Origin of the sequence: Staphylococcus simiae (assembly GCF_017357005.1) — a bacterium.
GTDB classification, from domain to species: domain Bacteria; phylum Bacillota; class Bacilli; order Staphylococcales; family Staphylococcaceae; genus Staphylococcus; species Staphylococcus simiae_A.
In genome coordinates, this window is the sequence record NZ_CP071589.1 from 2,327,789 (window position 1) to 2,345,858 (window position 18,070).

The following is an 18,070-nucleotide window of genomic DNA, read 5'->3' on the forward strand; positions in this document are numbered from 1 at the left end:
AGCTTTTACATTAATGTGCGAGATGGAAAACTACGACATAATTTTTCGAAAGATTTATTTCTGTTTGGCTTCTACTTTTATAACGTTATAAATGATCAGGTTCTGGATGGACATAAACTGATGAAATACCTTTGTCGTGAAGATGATGCTCAACGTTATCACAAACATGATGTGCTTCTATTAATGACAAGTCAGAATCAACTACAATTGTGACATCAATAAATACACTGCTGCCATGATAGCGTCCTTTAATACTTTTGACATCCATTACTTGAGGTACTTCTAAAATATCATTACGATATTCTTCTAATTCTTGTTCATTGAAACCATCGCTAAGTGCAAAAATAGATTCTTTAAAGATACCAAACCCAGTGTAGATAATGAGTAAGCCGAGTATTGTCGCTAAGATAATATCGACGATAGGAAAGCCAAATTGTGTAAAAACTAACCCTATCGCTGTACCAATACTAACTAAGCTATCTGATAGATTGTCTTTTGCCGCTGAACTTAACGAACTACTTTTAGTTTTCGTCGCTAATCTTTGATTAACAACAAAAACGACTAACATCACTAGTCCACTAATTAAACTCACTATGATATTAATCGCATTAGGTACAACATCATCATTTCTAATTAAACGTGGTGCATTTTGAATGACGACTTGAATACCCACAAACATAATGATGAATGATACTAATAATGAAGATATATTTTCTGATTTAAGATGGCCATATGGATGATTTCTATCAGCTGGTTTAATAGAAATTTTCAGACCAATAATAACGGCAACAGATACAATAATATCGGTCATATTATTTAATGCATCTGCTCTAACAGCTGCCGAATTAAAGACATACCCAGTTAAAAATTTAGTAACAGATAAGATAATATATACAACTAAACTTAAATAAGCACCACGCTGTGCTAACTTAAGATTTTCACTTTGAGACATGCCGTTAAACCACCTTGAAATAGTATAGTAACAACATTATGAATGATTCATTTTAAATTTACAACGTTTTTATTTTTTATAAATTTTTATAAATTACATCTAATTTTTTAATTAGACCTACCTAATAAAATTTAGAGCTTGTGCTATTTTTAATAGCTACAAGCTCTTATGCAGTTGTAGCGAGAGCTATCAACTGTGTTCCTTTAATTTTTATTAGCTAGAACGACTTATGCAATTTATTACGTAGTAATGAATTGTATTCCTTTAAACTTTAATAGCTACAAGCTACAAGCCCAACCTTGCCCGTCTTGCACATTAAAGTAAAAATTTTAGTTATAAAATTTTTCTATGACGGGTCCCTGCATTGCTTGTTAGAGTTTCTGCTATCTTGATAGCTAGAAAATCTTATGCAGTTTATTATGAATTAATAAAAAAGCTATTTCAGATATCCAGTTTCTCTTTGCTGGGTCCCTACGCAGTTGTCAGAGTTTCTAATGTCTTAATAGCTAGATAGCTATCAACCGACCACAACTTTTTAATCTTTTAATACCCATTTGGATAAGACAAAAGTAATAGGTATAGTAATGATCAAACCAGCAAATGGTGCGATTTCTGCCGGTAAGTTTAACCACTTTACAAAAACATATAAAAAAGCAGTTTGCAATAAGACATTAACAACTTGAGTTATAGGAAAACTAATAAATTTTTTCCAAGTTGGTTTAACTTTATATACAAAATAGCAATTCAAATAATATGAAATGACAAAGGCCACAATAAACCCTGTGACATGACTCAACATATAATTCAAGTGCAATAATTTTAACAATAGTAAGTAAACAACATAATAGTTGAAAGTGTTTATACCACCCACAACGATAAATTTAATAATTTCAAAATGTGTCTTTGTTAATTTCATTTTCAATTCCTTTTGCCCTTCTTTATCTTTATCTATTTCGTTGAAATTCCCCTTTTACATAGCCAGTTTATATAATTTCAATTCATTATACACTAAATCAACTTTTTCATTTGTCTTCAAACTCTTGTCATCAAAGTTGCTAAAAGTTCCATAACAAACATTTTCATGTCACCTCCGACTTTAACTTTAGTAAACGACTTATTTTCTATACAATAAGATTAATAAAGTTGGGAGGGCTCTTTATGCATATCAATAAAGTGATTATAGCTTCAGACTCATTTAAAGAAAGTATGACTGCTCAACATATAGGTCAAACCATTCAAAAGGCATTTCAGCAAGTGCTACCAGATGACATTCAATACGATATCATTCCAATGGCTGACGGCGGTGAAGGAACAACAGAAGCTTTAATAGATGCTTTAAATGCGCAAAATTACACAGTAGCTGTTCACGATCCTTTAATGCGTCCTGTTAAAGCATCTTATGCAAGATCTGACTTACATCAAACTGCTATTATCGAAATGGCTGAAGCTTCAGGACTGCAGCTACTACACGATAATGACAAGAACCCGCTTCATACAACATCTTTTGGAACCGGCGAACTTATTAAGGACGCCTTAGACCATGACGTTAAAACAATTATCCTAGGACTCGGTGGTAGTGCAACCAATGATGGTGGTAGCGGCATGTTAAGTGCACTTGGCATTAAATTTATAGATCATACTGGTCATCAATTACAAATGAATGGTGCCACACTTGACCAAATTGATACGATTGATTGTAGTCATGTAGATCATCGTTTACAGCATGTGTCATTCAAAGTGGCTTGTGATGTAAATAATCCTTTACTGGGTCCCAATGGTGCAACTGCAATTTATGGTCCACAAAAAGGTGCTAGTCAAAAGATGATACCAAAGTTGGATACCGCTATGCGTCATTATCATGATAAGATAGCATCATACACAGGAAAAGTTGTCAAAGACATACCTGGTGCTGGTGCAGCAGGAGGTATGGGTGCCGCTACATTAGCATTTTTCAATACCACTTTACAAAAAGGTATTGATGTTGTCTTTGATATCACTAACTTTTACGACAGAATTAACAATGCAGATTTAGTCATTACTGGTGAAGGTCGAATAGATCATCAAACCATTTTTGGCAAAACACCTGTTGGCGTAGCTCAAGCAGCTAAACAGTTTAATATTCCAGTTATTGCTATATGTGGCAGTCTAGGCGATGGTTACCAAAGCGTTTATGAACACGGTATCGATAGCGTCTTTTCTATTATCCCTGCCCCTTGTGAGCTATCAAAAGCAATCTCACATAGCGAACAATATTTATATGATACCGCAACGAATATAGCTCGATTACTTAATACTAACAGCAAGTTTAAGTCTTAATATGGTTTACACAATTAGAACGAGGTGAGTGAAATGAAACGAACTGACAAATATCGTGATTCTTATCAATACGATAATCAATATCATAGCCATAAACAACAGCAAGAAGACAATAATTATCAACAACAATATAATGAGGAACATCCTGAACGTTACTATAACGGTAGAGATTATCGTCGTGAACAACTACTTGAAGAGGAAAATCAACAAAATCGTAAATCTAAAAAATGGCTATATATTATTATTGTCATCTTATTAATTATCGTAGCAATTTTTGTCACACGCGCTTTTCTAAATCACAATAGTGGTGATAAAGTTAATAATGATCCAAATGTCTCTCAAAATTACAAAAAACAAGTAGAAGATAGCAACGATAATATAAACAAACAAGTCGATGATGCTAAGTCTTCTATTAAACAAAATCAAAATAGCCAACAACAAATTGATCAACTTCAAAACGAAGTTAATAACTTAAAACAACAAGAGCAAAATAAAGCTGATTCTAAATTTACTCAATTCTATCAAGACCAAATTGATAAATTAAAAGATGCTAATACAGCTCAACAAAATAACGAAAACCAAAGTAAGATTAACAATATGTTAAATGATATTAATACTAAGTTTGACAGTATTAAATCCAAACTAGAAAGCTTATTTAATAGCAATAGTTCAAATAATCAAAATACAACACAATAGTCCTTAATTCCCTTACTATATCTGAATTTTAAGTGTCAAACAGTTACTGACAAATGCTTAATTTTAACTGTAAAATGCTTTTTGTCTCAGGTCCTTCAATATAGTAAGGGTTTTTTTATGTGAATTTATATTCAAACTACATACAAATTTCTATAAAACCGTTATAATTTATATCATTAAACCACTTAAGGAGTATGATTATGTCATCAGCTAAATCAAAGCATTTTTCACTATTATTATTAATCACATTAGGTGTTATGACAGCATTTGGACCATTAACTATAGATATGTATGTGCCCTCATTACCTAAAGTTCAAAATGCTTTTAGTTCAACAACTTCTGAAATTCAATTAACACTCTCATTTACAATGATTGGACTCGCACTTGGTCAATTTATTTTTGGACCATTATCTGATGCTTTGGGACGTAAACGTGTTGCTGTATCCATTTTAATTATTTTTGTCATCACTTCGTTCATTGCTATTGTCACAACACATTTATATTTATTTTTAATCTTACGTCTTATACAAGGATTGACTGGTGGTGGTGCAATAGTTATTGCTAAAGCATCTGTAGGAGATAAATTCAGTGGTAACGAGTTGGCAAAATTTTTAGCTTCTTTAATGGTTATCAACGGTATTATTACTATCCTTGCACCTTTAGCTGGTGGTTGGGCATTATCAATGTATACGTGGAGAACAATATTCACTATACTAACTGTCATTTCGTTAATTATATTAATTGGAGTCGCTTCACAATTACCTAAAACACCTAAACATGAATTAAAGCAAGTGAATTTTAATCAAGTTTTTAAAGACTTTGGTAGTTTATTAAAGAAACCTGGTTTTATTATTCCTATGTTGTTACAAGGCTTGACTTATGTCATGTTATTTAGCTTTTCATCAGCTTCGCCATTTATTACCCAGAAATTATATAATATGACGCCTCAACAATTTAGTGTCATGTTTTCAGTGAATGGTATTGGCTTAATTGTCGTAAGTCAAATTGTGGCTTTATTGGTAGAAAAAATGCATCGTCACTTCTTACTTATCTTATTAACAATGATTCAAGTGACAGGTGTGATACTCATTGTCATTACTTTAGTATTCCACTTACCTTTATGGTTATTACTTGTCGCCTTTTTCTTAAATGTTTGCCCAGTAACTTCTATTGGTCCTTTAGGTTTCACAATGGCTATGGAAGAACGCACAGGTGGAAGTGGTAATGCCTCGAGTTTACTAGGCTTATTCCAATTTATTTTAGGGGGACTCATCGCTCCATTAGTTGGGTTAAAAGGGCAATATGATACAACACCTTACATTGTCATCATCGTTATGACGGCAGTTGCTTTAATTACACTGCAAATGATTTATTTTAAAATGATTAATAAGCAATCAGCATAAAAATTAACACGCATTATTCTTTGTCATGATATGAAAGTACATGACTAGGAACAATGCGTGTTTTTAATATTAGTTAATTGGTATCCATAGTTCAGTAATATAATTGTCACTTGTCGTATCACCTTCACCATATAATTCAAAACATGGTGCATGTTTAGCACTGATATCGCGACTATTCGTCAAATAATCATGAATCTCTGACATTTTGTGTTGTATCGCTTTAGGAACCGCACCTTTAGCTTCAACAACCATATATTTACTTGCTGCTAATTCTATTGTCTCAAACTCACTATCATCTTCAATATCTGTTGTTACAGCTATCATATAGTCCATGCATCCATTGTCATGTGGCGATAATACACCTAAAAAACCTGGAAGTTGATTATTACTTTGTGCAACTAACGTTTGTTCCCACTGCATATTAAAAAACTGTTGCCAGAAATCAGCTATGTGCTGTTGTGCTTCAGTACCATTGCTATATGATTTAGTTACACCAATCAAATTTAATGTCTCAAGTTGTTTTACTTTATAATCCATATCCTTACCTCTTTTCCTCATTAACTTTTATCCAATCAAATTTGTGAAACATTTTAATAGGACAAATCGCATTGACGATATATAATAATAATTATTTAATGAAATCATATGATACGAGGGTCATTTTTATGAATAAAACAATATTACCTGTAAAACCTATCAGCCAACTATTCCCTATTCCTATGGTTATGGGATGTGAAGGTGTCTCAGCAGCAATGATGTTGCAATATAACAACCAACATATCAAAGCGACAGATATTATGAAACATTGGCCGACGCATCCTAACAATCCTCATAAAGGTTATGTAGGTCACCATTTCTTAGTTAAATTAGGCAATTATCATCAAACTATTTTTCCAGATGCTTATGTACCTTTTTTACAACGCTATAATCCGAATATTATAGATGGAACTGGTAAATCTTTAGACGAATTGAAACATGTTATTGATCAAGGCCAACCAGTAGTTATATACCATACAAATCTTGGTTCTAAACCTTTGTTACGCGTCTTTAAATTTGATAACCAACCTGCAAAACACGTTTCAAACATCCATGTGACATTGCTCATTGGTTATGATGATTACTATTATTATTATATTGATCCTTTATGGAGTCATATCAGACGAGGCTTAGTTTTTCCAGCTATCTTCCCAAACAGGAAACAGATCATCAAAATACGTAAAGAAAAAATGGAATTTAGTTTTAACGCTCCTGGGCGAAAATGTCTTTATATCGACCCATCAACAACTTCTAATTAGCAATATAGATTTAAAATAACAGCGACATTTCTGACTTTATGATGTCATTAGTGTCGCTTTTACTATTTTTCGTCTTTAAATCTCAAACGTCATTAAAGTTTGAACCATTTCATGTTGTATATCATTTGTGCGCCATTGTCTTGGGTACCCTAAACATGGACACATGAATGTTGTTCCCTGCTCTGACACTACTTTTCTAAAATGAACGTGACCCATAATGCTAAATGGTATATGATATCGATGATAAATATCGTCGAAATCACTAGTTCCAATATAAGCATTATAAAAATCAAAAATTCGGTGTGGTGTGGGTACTACGAATTGATGATGTGTGACCATATGTGTCATTAAAATTATCTTCCTATTTCCTACTTTCTTAATATCTTGTTCAACTTGTTCAGCTGCTAACCTTGATAAACGTTGATCACTTATTCCCCAAGAAATTTTTTCTTTATCTTGCCATGTTGCGCCATAATGTTTACCACTTTCGAGTTGTTCAAGTGAAAATTTATCATTGGCATAACTATAATCATACCAAGCCGTATGCCCTACTATGGCCCATTCTTCATTTGCAATATACGGCTGATTTATTAAACATTGGTCGAGTTGTTGATACTTAGCTAATATATCTGGCGTAGATAATGTAGCTGCTTGCCAAAAATCATGATTCCCAGGAACGAACAATACTGGTATATCAATTTTGTCAGTTAATCTTTGTATAAAATGCGTAGTGATTTCAAAATGATTAGCAATATCCCCTGCTAACAATAAAATATCTATATGCTTACTATTAACAGCTACAACAAGCGCTGCTAAATAATCTTCTGATGTTAAGACATTATGTCTATCAACATGCAAATCTGAAATAGCTCCAATTCTCACAAATATACCCTTCTTTGCTTTATATGAAATGACATCTATTATGGCATAACTACGCCACTTTTTATAATAAATGGATTTTTATATCAATTATGATAAAATTTTGCCATATAAAACTTATTACCAAATAATAAAATGATAAGTTTTATTTATCATTGACTATGTAAATCAATGTATTTTCTTATATTTCAAAAAATAATTGCTTTATTTTTTCGTTTTCTATAATATTTATAAATAAGAAAACGCTTTCATGCAATTTATTTTTTTATTTGCTTTATCCCGAGGAGGAACGACATGGCAAGAAAATTACATAGAGAGTTGAATAATAGACACATCCAATTAATTGCGATTGGTGGTGCCATAGGTACTGGATTATTCTTAGGTTCTGGTCAAACAATTTCATTAACTGGACCTTCACTATTATTCACTTACATGATTATCGGCGTTGTATTATTTGCCTTTATGCGTGCTTTAGGCGAATTATTATTGAGTAATACTAAATTCAATTCATTTGTAGATATTGCTAATGAATATTTAGGTCCCTTTGGTGGGTTCGTCATTGGTTGGACTTACTGGATATGTTGGATTGTTTCAAGTATGTCTGATTTAACTGCAATGGGACAATACTTTGCTTTTTGGTATCCACAAGTTCCAAACTGGATTACTGTACTATTTATTGTGCTCATCCTAATCTCTTTCAATTTATTGGGAGCAAGATTATTTGGGGAATTAGAATTTTGGTTCTCAATTATTAAAGTTGTTACAATTATTGCGATGATTATTGTCGGACTAGTCTTAATATTCTGTTCATTTAAGACCCATTATGGTCATGCATCATTTGGAAATCTAGTGAATCACGGAGGTATCTTCCCAAATGGTACATTTGGTTTCTTAATGTCATTCCAAATCGCGGTATATTCCTTTATAGGTATAGAACTTATAGGTGTTACTGCTGGTGAAACGAAAGACCCTGAAAAGACTTTGCCAAAAGCCATCAATAATGTTCCTATTAGAATTCTATTATTTTACATTGGTGGTCTGTTAGTTATCATGTCTGTCATTCCTTGGAATGAAATGAATCCTGATAGCAGTCCTTTCGTAAAATTATTCACATTAATTGGTGTCCCTTTTGCAGCTGGTATCGTTAACTTTGTTGTCTTAACTGCAGCTGCATCAGCAACCAATAGTGGTATTTATTCAAATAGTCGTATTTTGTTTGGTTTATCACAACAAGGATTAGGACCTAAAGTATTAAGTAAGACGAATAGTAATGGTGTTCCTTATCTTTCAATGTTTGTGTCATCACTCACATTATTAGTTGCAGCATTACTTAACTTTATTTTTCCGAATGCTATTCAATTATTTATTTATGTTACGACCCTATCAACAGTATTATTCTTAGTTGTTTGGGCAATGATTATTGTGGCATACCTTATGTATTTGAAAAAGCATCCTAACGCACATAAAAATAGTAAATTTAAGTTAGTTGGAGGCCGTCCAATTGCTTATATAATTTTAGCATTCTTCTTGTTTGTCTTTATACTATTATTCTTTAGTGACGAAACAAGAGCAGCAATATTTATTTCACCATTCTGGTTTATCTTCCTTTTCTTCTATTATAAAAAGTATAAATCAAATGCTGAACGTTTAGCTGCAGAACAAAAACGACAAGATAGTAATCATTTCAGATATGAAAACTAACAACTTTATAATATAAATAACACCATTGATTGTATAGGTAGTATCGTTTAAAGGATGATAAAATGTCCTCACAAACGTAATGATATTACCAATAACAGTCAATGGTTTTTTATTGATAACAACAACATGCTATTTGAAGATACATTAATGAAATAGATGAATTTAAAAATACCTCTCCTTATGGATTACAATTGCTAGCTTCACTACAATTGCATTGGGACCCAGCACAGAGAATTTCCTCTAGAAATTCTACAAGCAATGCCAGCTGGGCTTGAGGTTCTAAAATTTCAGAGAAATTAGAACCTGTGCTCGTTTCTCTCGCCTCTCTTTGAGGATTACAATTGCTAGCTTCGCTACAATTGCATAAGAGGTTCTAAAATTTCAGAGAAATTAGAACTTCTTAATGTCAATTGGTTTTATAAATGATAAAATATAAACTATTAAACTTTTTGAGGAGTAAGTCATGGAATTATTAGAAGCTTTTTTAATTTTTATCTTTGCTGTTGTGATTAGTTCAGTCATCAACAATCGTTTTCCGCAAATACCAACAGCATTTATACAAATCGCCTTAGGTGCACTTATATTTTTCATTCCTATCGATGTAGAATTTGAATTCAATTCAGAAGTATTTATGTTTGCTGTTATCGCTCCATTATTATTTGTTGAAGGCACTCATATATCACGTAAAAAATTATTAGAATATAGAAAACCTATATTATTAATGGCAATGGCTCTCGTCTTTACAACTGTTATCGGTGTTGGTTACTTCATACATTGGATTTGGCCTTCATTACCAATGCCAGCAGCATTCGCTATAGCCGCAATACTTTGTCCTACTGATGCTGTAGCAGTTTCAGCAATTACCCGTGGTAAAGTGTTACCTAAAGGTTCAATGTCTATTCTTGAAGGTGAATCTTTACTCAACGATGCAGCTGGTATCGTTTCCTTTAAAATAGCAGTCACAGCTTTAATCACTGGTTCATTTTCAGCTTTTCATGCCATTGAGCAATTTATCATATCAACAATTATCGGTATTTTAATTGGTATAATTGTAGGATTTATTATCATCAGAGTTCGTATTGATTTAACAGCCAATAAAGGGCTTAAAGATAATAATACTTTAACCTTCATTCAATTATTAACACCTTTTGCTGTCTATTTCCTTGCAGAAGAACTCCATGCGTCAGGGATTATCGCCGTTGTTGTAGCTGGTTTAATTCATGGTTTAGAGCATGACCGACTAATCAAAGCACAAACTGAATTACAAATGAATTATCACCAAATATGGAATACCTTCAGCTATGCCTTGAATGGCTTCGTTTTTGTTGTATTAGGCTTTATAGTACCTACCGTTGTTCTTGATATTTTAAAAACTGAACCACAAAATCTATCATTTCTAATTACAACAACGTTACTCATAGCGTTAGCAATCTATGTCTGTCGTTTCATTTGGGTTTATTTCTGGTTTAATGACTTTTATTACCCTAAAAATATCCAATCTTATTTGGATGATGATAATACAGTTAATGAACAACCGCCCACTAGGCTTCGTTATGCCTTTATTATGACAATGTGTGGCATTCACGGTACCATATCACTATCAATGGCATTAACACTACCGTATATCATTGCTCAAGGGAAAGCATTTGAATATCGTAATGACTTATTATTCGTTGCCTCATTGATGGTACTTATTAGTTTGGTTTTAGCACAAGTCGTTTTACCATTTATAACGCCTTCAGCTAACAAACCTATCTTCGAAGGTATGACTTATCAATCTGCCAAAATATTTATGGTTCAAAAAGTGATTGAACATTTTACAGAGTTAAATAAAAAAGATAAAGACATAGACTATCGTCCAGTCATTAATCAATACTATGGAGAGTTACTATTCCTACTCAATTCTGAACCGAATAACAAAAACACTAAAGAGCTAAAACGTCTAGAAGACATTGCTAAAACTGTAGAAACTGAAACGCTAGAACGATTAATTGACAAAGGTAAAACCACATATCAAGATATCAACAACTATCGTACAGTCATTGAATTATCAGAGAATCATCGTAATGCTAATGTTGTAGAAAAAATTGCTAATTTCTTTAAAATGTTCTTACTACGTCTAAAAGCTTTTAAACATTCTAAAGCTGAAGATCGAGAAACAAGAGAACAAGAATTTAATAATAGCTTTAAAGATGTACAAAAAATTATGCGTGTTGTGACGCATAACATTACGATACGTTTAAGAAAAGAACAAACGACAGATAATGTACTAGAAGTTAACATTGTTATTAATCACTTTTATAACATTAGTCGTTCACTTAAATGGCAAGCACAACGTCGGGAATTACAAAAAAATCCTGAAAATCGTTTACCTTCTGTTCCACATGAAATCTTTAGCAATCATAAATTGCAAGCACTCTATTTACAACGTGATTATTTAGACCAAATGATTAGACGTAGTAAAATCGATAATACTGTCGCTGCACAAATTAGAGAAAATATTAACTATAATGAAATTGTACTTGCACAAGAATCTAAATCATAACTATTAAAAAAGCCCCGTTGAACATGTTACATTCAACGGGGCTTGTTATATATTAATACATTACTTTTTAAGTTTAAATGGTATCGTACACACGTTAACATTCTTTTGATAAATTAAATACAGTTTCATTCTCAAGCTTGTTTGGTTATGCAATAAATTATGCCAACGCTTTTTAGTGATAAATTCTGGAACTACGACTGTAATCATGTAATTTTGATCTTTAGCTTTACGATTAATCTTATCAATGAAACGTGAAATTGGTCTAATAATACTACGATATTCCGAGTGTAGTATCACTAGTCTAACATCAGGGAAATGTCTCTTCCATTTCTCTACAAATGCTTTTTCATCTTCATCGCCAAATGATACGTGCACCGCAATAACATCATTATTAGCAAGCATTTGAGCATAATAAATTGATTTATCGACAGCTGTTGTAATACTTGTAATTGGAACTATTGCTAAATTACGGTCTACAACTTCAACATTATGAACATCTACTTCAGAGCGAAGCTGTTCAGCGATATCACAATAATGCTTGTTAATCTTCATAAAGAATAAAACGACAAATGGTAAGAAAATCAATATCGGCCAAACCTGACTAAATTTAGTGATGAGCAATATCATAAATACGACAAAAGTAATTAAGCCACCCACCATATTAACAGATAATTTGGCTATCCAATGTTTAGGTCGTTCATGAAACCATTTAATAACCATACCAAATTGCGCTAACGTAAATGGAATAAACACACCTACAGCATATAATGGAATTAAATCTTCAGTCATACCATCAAAAGCGATAATTAACACAATAGCTAAGACACCTAAAATAATAATAGCATTAGAATATCCTAAACGATCACCACGCACTGTGAACATTCTAGGCATATATTTATCTTTCGACATAGATGCTGCTAACATTGGAAATGCTGTAAATCCTGTGTTTGCAGCTAATACTAATATCATTACTGTTGTAGCTTGGATAAAGTAAAATGCAAAGTTATCACCAAAAATATGTGTTGCCAATTGTGATAACACTGTTGTTTCTTGTTCCGGCATAATGCCATAGACATATGCTAAACCTATAATACCAACTAGTAAGAATGCTAAAATCGCACCCATTGCTACTAATGTCTTAACAGCATTTTTAGCGCTAGGTTCTTTAAAGTTAGTTACAGCATTAGAAATAGCTTCGACACCAGTTAACGACGCGGCACCGGATGAAAATGCTTTTAATAGCAAGAATAATGTAACGCCTGGAACTGATGTACCAACAGTTGCATGAATATTAGGTTGTATATCGCCAGTTGCAACTCTCCATGTACCAATAACAATGAGTACAATTAAGCCAAAAATAAACAAATACACTGGGTAAGATAATACAGTAGCTGACTCAGTCAAACCACGTAAATTTAATACTAAAATACACAGCACTAACAAACATGCAATAAGCACTTTATGATCATACAAACTAGGAAATGCTGCCACAAAGGCATCTGCACCAGAAGAGATACTAACTGCAACGGTTAAGATATAGTCAACTAACAATGAACCACCTGCAAGTAATCCCCACTTCTCCCCTAAATTAGATTTCGATACCATATAGGCACCGCCACCCTTAGGATAAGCATAAATAATTTGTTTATATGACATAATTAATGCTGCTAATAATATTAATACTGCACCAGCAATAGGTAATGTATACCATGTTGCAACAGCACCAATGACAGATAATGTAATTAAAATTTGTTCAGGTCCATAAGCTACTGAAGATAATGCATCCGAAGATAAAATAGCTAAACCTTTTATTTTTGTAATCTTTTCATTTTTAAGTTCCCTGTTCTTTTTCGGTTGTCCTATAATAAGTCTTTTTAATTGATTGAACATTAGCCCCTATTCCTTTATTAGTACTTTTGGATATCACTATACTCTCATCTTGCCAAATTGTATAGAGAGTTACTTAACATTTTAATTGTACTATTACACTTATATAGAGCTAAGTTTACAAAAGGATTGTAAATATACAAGACTTATTGATATATTTTTCAATAATACCTGCTATAATAAACTATATTTTTACAATTTAGTGAAAAAATCAATCACATTAAGGATACTGGCATGACTATTAAAAATCTTTATTTTATTTCAATTATCGTAATTATGATTACTGCAATCATTTTAAGCGTCTATCTTACAACAACAAGCAATACTAAAACGCTACTAACTCACGATTCCGAACAACATGTCGATACTATTATCAAGCACGAGATGAACAAAGGTCATATCCCTGGTGCTTCAGTGTTAATTATTAAAGATGGTAAAGTATTCTTAAACAAAGGTTACGGTTATCAAAATATTGCTGACAAAGAAAAAGTAACGCCAAATACAAAATTTGAAATTGCTTCCAATACTAAGGCATTTACCGGATTAGCTATATTACAACTTGCTGAACAACATAAATTGAATTTAAATGATTCTATATCCAAATACATCCCAAATTTTCATATGACATATAAAGATAAAAAGCAAGACATTACTATTAAACAATTACTTAATCATACTAGTGGTATCTCAGGTGATATTACTAGCGAGGATAAAGTCACAACTAAACATAATCAGCTTAGTGATTTAACTAAAGAAATTAACGGCAAAGCGTTAGATGATAAGCCTGGAGATACTTTTAATTATGCTAATATGAATTATGATTTATTAGGTTTAATCATTCAACACGTTTCTAATCAGTCTTACCAACAATATATGACAGAACATTGGTTAAAACCATTGCATATGTCTCATACTTCATTTAAAACGTCTAATTCTAAAAATAAGATGCAAGCTACTGGTTATGAATTAGAAGGTACAACACCACATGCAACAAAGCCTGAATTCAATAGTTGGGATACACCAGCAGCATTTATGATGACTTCTACAAATGACTTAGAAAAATGGATGAAATTACAACTAGATCCACCATCAAAATATCAAAACATTGTTAAACAATCTCATCAAACCTTAGCAAAAGCAACTGGAGAACCTAACGCTAATGGTTATGCCTCTGGTTGGTTTACTAATGACGATGAACACATTGCCTTTCATCAAGGCACTTTAGATAATTTTTCATCATATATTTTGTTAAATAACAATAAGCATTATGGTATTGTCGTATTAGCTAATCTCAACTCTGAATATATACCATCATTAATTGATCACATAAGTACTCAAATCATTAATAATGATCATTATTCAACTGTTGAAAATGCATTGAGTCACCATAGCAATGATTTTAATATTATAACTGTTATTGCTACAGCCATTTTACTATTGTGTGCCACGATGATGGGTTATAGAGTTTGGCGTATTAAACATCATGAAATCTCTCTTAGAAAATTGAAGTATACTTCGATTGTTAGTTGGTTATGTATTTTTATCATTGTGATGTTACTAGTAGTCATATACTTATTACCATATTTCATTCTTGGAAGTAATGATTGGATGTTCGTCTTAACTTGGCTGCCAAATGAGATTAAAGTTGATTTAATAAGTATCGTATTAGCACTCTTGGCGATATTAATGCTATCGTTATTAGTATTGAATAGTGGACAACGACGTTAAAGATATCAAACTAAAACAGTTAGGCAATTATTCAACACAGTTAAGCACTAATATATTGCTATTATGACATTTCAAATATCTGTTAATGACAAAAAATTAAGCTCTATGCGATCCATTCAAATGATATGGATAACATAGAGCTTATTTATTATTATGGTTCTCTATTTTAGGACTGATAAATAAAAAATGAATAATTATGTATCAGTCCAATTAGGGAGACAAGCATCACTATTTAATTGGGTTCATGCCGTCTTTCCATGATTTATAAATTAAAGTACCACCTTGTGCTTTAAATTTATCATTGCTTACACCACGTTCAAATGGTTGTGCTGGTTGAATATCAATCTTAGGTTCAACACCTAATTGGTTTTTATACCATTCTGCGAAGTCTGAACCTTTTACTGGTTCGTCGTCAGCAACATTGTAAATACCATTGTCAAAATCTATTGCTTGAATTGATGTTTCAACAGCATCATCTAAATGAATAAATGAAGTTACGCCATCAGATAATGTCACATTGCCATCGATAAATTGATTATAAATCATACCATCTTTACCGTACCAAGTTCCTGGTCCATATAACCAACCAAAACGAAGTATTACGTAATTGTCCATACGTGCAGTTTCTTCTTCTAATCCTACAACACCATCTACAGTGATTTTTCTATCACCCGTAGAATTGAAATCTAATGGTGTTTCTTCAGTTGCTAATCCTTCACCTGGTTCATACATAAACGCAATACTTTGAGCGATCACTTTTTGAACATTATGTTTTTTAGCAGCATCGATTAAATTTTTAGAACCTTCAACACGTACTTTAGTATTAGCTGACATATCAACATTTTTTAAATCAGTAATTTGATTAATGATAATTTCTGGTTTGAAATCAGCAAGCGCTGCATCAATTGTTTCTGCTTTTAAAATGTCTCCAATATAAGATTTGCAATTAACTGAGTCCAACTTTTGTTGACCATTTTCAGATGTCGTAAAGCCAGCAACTTCATGACCTTCTTCTTTCAATCTTTGAACTAATTTAATGCCTATTAAACCTGTTGCTCCTGTAACAAAAATTTTACTCATCATAACACCTTTTCTTTCTATTTTAGTTTATTACGCAAAATTACTTTGTTGCATCATGAACATAGTCTATCGTATTCATCCACACAATGTGACCAAAAAGCTCAGAAAGTCGTTCTTCTTTTGGTAAATCCTTCACTTTCGGTGTTAACTTCAACATCGGTAGTAAATATTCATGAAAAGCAACGTTAACAACAATACCAAAGATAGATCCCCTTAAACATGTCACTTTTGGATATTTTTCAGCTAGTACAGCATAGAACAACGCATTGGCAATTGAAAAACCAAAATGCACACCCATAACTGTTAACGGAATATCATTACCATTATAATGATAAGTCGCATTTTTAATACTATCAGGAAGATGTAATTGGTTTAACATCGTCATTGGTGGTGGCTCTTCTTCACGTTTCGGTGTACGCGGTGGAAATAATGCTTCCCATCCTATTTTTACTGCACCACCTAAAAAGCCTCCAACAATACCTGTTACTATAACTTTCTTATACGCATTCGCCATAACATTACCTCTCTCTTTCTTTATTTTATAATTAATCAACAATTTAAAAATGAGGTTACTATATTAGTGATGTCCTGTTGATTCTGGCGTGATGATATCGTTATAACTTCATATTATTGTGCGCCACGTTGACTTTCTTTAGCATGGACTAAGTCTGTAATAAATTGATTAATCGGTGCTGCAATTTGATGTTCTTTTCCTAATTTAGCTACTGCACCATTAATATAATCAATCTCAGTTTTTCGATTATTAACAATTAAATCTTGGTACATAGATGGATAATGAGGTCCTACTTTGTCATTTAAATCTATTAAATATTCAAATACTTCATCCACATTTAAATGTACATCATCCACTGTCGCTACATGGACGATTTCTTGTGTTAATTTATAAATTAATGTTTGTGCATAATCACTTTCATTAAGTGCAGCTAAATTACACTCCAATACAGCCGTTAAAGCATTAGCTGTACCATTAACACAGATTTTCTTCCATATTGATTGATGTAAATCTTGGCTAACGACACCATTCAAACGTGCGTCATTTAAGACTGTTACAACTTTCTCTACTTGTGGCTTAGCCTCATCAACTAATGCACCAACTTCAACAGGTCCACTACCTAATAAATGTGTATGTCCTGGACTTTCAATGCCAGCAGTCCATGTTGTGACACCTCTAACAATTTGTGATTCATTAACATATTTATTTAATACCCGTTCATGTTTTAATCCATTCATTGTACAAACTATAATTGTATTGTCATCTATGTGAGGCGCCATATAATCCATGACACTACTAAGTTGCATTGACTTAGGAAATAAAAATACCATATCATAGATTGCGTTTTCAGGGATCTCAGTTGACTGATAAATTGGAATATCTAAATTAAAATTATCTCCATTGATTACAATATTAAGCCCTTGTTTCTTTACAGCATGTACTTGAGGCTCCCAACTATCAATTAACGTTACATCATACTCAGCTTGATATAATCTTGCTCCAAATCCACTTCCCAATGCGCCTGAACCAGCTACTGCTATTCTCATAAAAATACCTCCATTAAAAGTGTTAATT

At 32.4% G+C, this 18,070-nt stretch carries 15 protein-coding genes; 7 read left to right on the forward strand and 8 right to left on the reverse strand.

From position 1 onward, the window contains the following. Positions 1-85: 85 nt before the first annotated feature. Positions 86-952 (reverse strand): cation diffusion facilitator family transporter, encoded by an 867-nt coding sequence (locus J3R86_RS10805; RefSeq protein ID WP_207517286.1) that lies wholly within the window; start codon positions 950-952, stop codon positions 86-88. A gap of 535 nt (positions 953-1,487) precedes the next feature. After that, positions 1,488-1,868: a GtrA family protein gene (locus J3R86_RS10810; protein ID WP_207517287.1), complete on the reverse strand. Its 381-nt coding sequence runs from the start codon at positions 1,866-1,868 to the stop codon at positions 1,488-1,490. Positions 1,869-2,110: 242 nt separating this feature from the next. Between J3R86_RS10810 and J3R86_RS10815 the strand changes: the two genes are divergently transcribed. The 3 genes from J3R86_RS10815 (at position 2,111) to J3R86_RS10825 (ending at position 5,367) form a co-directional block, all read left to right on the forward strand. Then, positions 2,111-3,268, forward strand: coding sequence for a glycerate kinase (locus J3R86_RS10815; protein WP_207517288.1), 1,158 nt, complete (start codon positions 2,111-2,113; stop codon positions 3,266-3,268). A 33-nt stretch (positions 3,269-3,301) separates the two neighbouring features. Beyond that, positions 3,302-3,964, forward strand: a complete 663-nt coding sequence (locus J3R86_RS10820; RefSeq protein ID WP_207517289.1) for a hypothetical protein — start codon at positions 3,302-3,304, stop codon at positions 3,962-3,964. 194 nt (positions 3,965-4,158) lie between these two features. Continuing rightward, complete coding sequence (locus J3R86_RS10825; protein WP_207517290.1) at positions 4,159-5,367, forward strand: putative multidrug effflux MFS transporter TcaB; 1,209 nt, start codon at positions 4,159-4,161, stop codon at positions 5,365-5,367. A 69-nt stretch (positions 5,368-5,436) separates the two neighbouring features. Here the strand turns inward: J3R86_RS10825 and J3R86_RS10830 are convergent, their stop codons facing one another. Continuing rightward, positions 5,437-5,904 (reverse strand): GyrI-like domain-containing protein, encoded by a 468-nt coding sequence (locus J3R86_RS10830; RefSeq protein WP_207517291.1) that lies wholly within the window; start codon positions 5,902-5,904, stop codon positions 5,437-5,439. Between the two features lie 128 nt (positions 5,905-6,032). On the opposite strand from J3R86_RS10830, the gene J3R86_RS10835 reads away from it, so the two are divergent. Next, on the forward strand, positions 6,033-6,662 hold the full coding sequence (locus J3R86_RS10835) for a C39 family peptidase (protein ID WP_207517292.1): 630 nt from the start codon (positions 6,033-6,035) through the stop codon (positions 6,660-6,662). 75 nt (positions 6,663-6,737) lie between these two features. On the opposite strand, the gene J3R86_RS10840 is transcribed toward J3R86_RS10835, so the two are convergent. Then, complete coding sequence (locus J3R86_RS10840) at positions 6,738-7,544, reverse strand: metallophosphoesterase (protein WP_207517293.1); 807 nt, start codon at positions 7,542-7,544, stop codon at positions 6,738-6,740. Between the two features lie 291 nt (positions 7,545-7,835). On the opposite strand from J3R86_RS10840, the gene J3R86_RS10845 reads away from it, so the two are divergent. Continuing rightward, positions 7,836-9,242: an amino acid permease gene (locus J3R86_RS10845; RefSeq protein WP_207517294.1), complete on the forward strand. Its 1,407-nt coding sequence runs from the start codon at positions 7,836-7,838 to the stop codon at positions 9,240-9,242. A gap of 463 nt (positions 9,243-9,705) precedes the next feature. Then, positions 9,706-11,787 (forward strand): cation:proton antiporter, encoded by a 2,082-nt coding sequence (locus J3R86_RS10850; protein WP_207517295.1) that lies wholly within the window; start codon positions 9,706-9,708, stop codon positions 11,785-11,787. Positions 11,788-11,847: 60 nt separating this feature from the next. Here J3R86_RS10850 and J3R86_RS10855 read toward each other — a convergent pair whose 3' ends face one another. Further along, a complete protein-coding gene (locus tag J3R86_RS10855; RefSeq protein ID WP_207517296.1) occupies positions 11,848-13,677 on the reverse strand; it encodes an APC family permease in 1,830 nt (609 codons plus the stop codon). A 231-nt stretch (positions 13,678-13,908) separates the two neighbouring features. Here J3R86_RS10855 and J3R86_RS10860 point away from each other — a divergent pair, with 231 nt between their 5' ends. Next, positions 13,909-15,402: a serine hydrolase domain-containing protein gene (locus J3R86_RS10860; protein ID WP_207517297.1), complete on the forward strand. Its 1,494-nt coding sequence runs from the start codon at positions 13,909-13,911 to the stop codon at positions 15,400-15,402. A gap of 228 nt (positions 15,403-15,630) precedes the next feature. Here the strand turns inward: J3R86_RS10860 and J3R86_RS10865 are convergent, their stop codons facing one another. From J3R86_RS10865 to J3R86_RS10875, 3 genes are all read right to left on the reverse strand, one after another. Continuing rightward, on the reverse strand, positions 15,631-16,482 hold the full coding sequence (locus J3R86_RS10865) for an NAD-dependent epimerase/dehydratase family protein (RefSeq protein WP_207517298.1): 852 nt from the start codon (positions 16,480-16,482) through the stop codon (positions 15,631-15,633). A 40-nt stretch (positions 16,483-16,522) separates the two neighbouring features. Next, positions 16,523-16,996: a DUF1440 domain-containing protein gene (locus tag J3R86_RS10870; protein WP_207517299.1), complete on the reverse strand. Its 474-nt coding sequence runs from the start codon at positions 16,994-16,996 to the stop codon at positions 16,523-16,525. 113 nt (positions 16,997-17,109) lie between these two features. Further along, a complete protein-coding gene (locus tag J3R86_RS10875; RefSeq protein WP_207517300.1) occupies positions 17,110-18,042 on the reverse strand; it encodes a 2-dehydropantoate 2-reductase in 933 nt (310 codons plus the stop codon). Positions 18,043-18,070: the final 28 nt, after the last annotated feature.